General features: G+C 33.0%; 1 pseudogene. It reads right to left on the bottom strand.

Annotated elements, in window-relative coordinates:
- Positions 1–7: 7 nt before the first annotated feature.
- A pseudogene (locus tag H5200_RS23610) lies at positions 8–261 on the bottom strand (hypothetical protein); the annotation flags it as partial.

Raw genomic sequence — 261 nt, 5'->3', positions numbered from 1 at the left:
AAAGGGGTCAAATCTTGACTTCAGACATCAAACAATCTCGAAGTTTTTCTAATTGCAATTCAACCTTCTTATCTTCAATCATTAATGCATTTAATCTACCGACAGTTTTTGATATCGCCGAATAGTGTTTAACATTAAAAACATCTGCTAATGCCTGCAAATTTAATCCCGTTAAATCTTGGCATAATTTTATAGCAAACCAGCGTGGTAAATTTTTCTCTTTTCGCCCCTTTTTAACCGTTATAATCTCATCAACTTCAA

It is taken from the genome of Pseudoalteromonas sp. SG43-7 (genome assembly GCF_014164295.1).
Taxonomy (GTDB): Bacteria; Pseudomonadota; Gammaproteobacteria; order Enterobacterales; family Alteromonadaceae; genus Pseudoalteromonas; species Pseudoalteromonas rhizosphaerae.
This window is presented reverse-complemented; position numbering and strand designations above follow the sequence as displayed.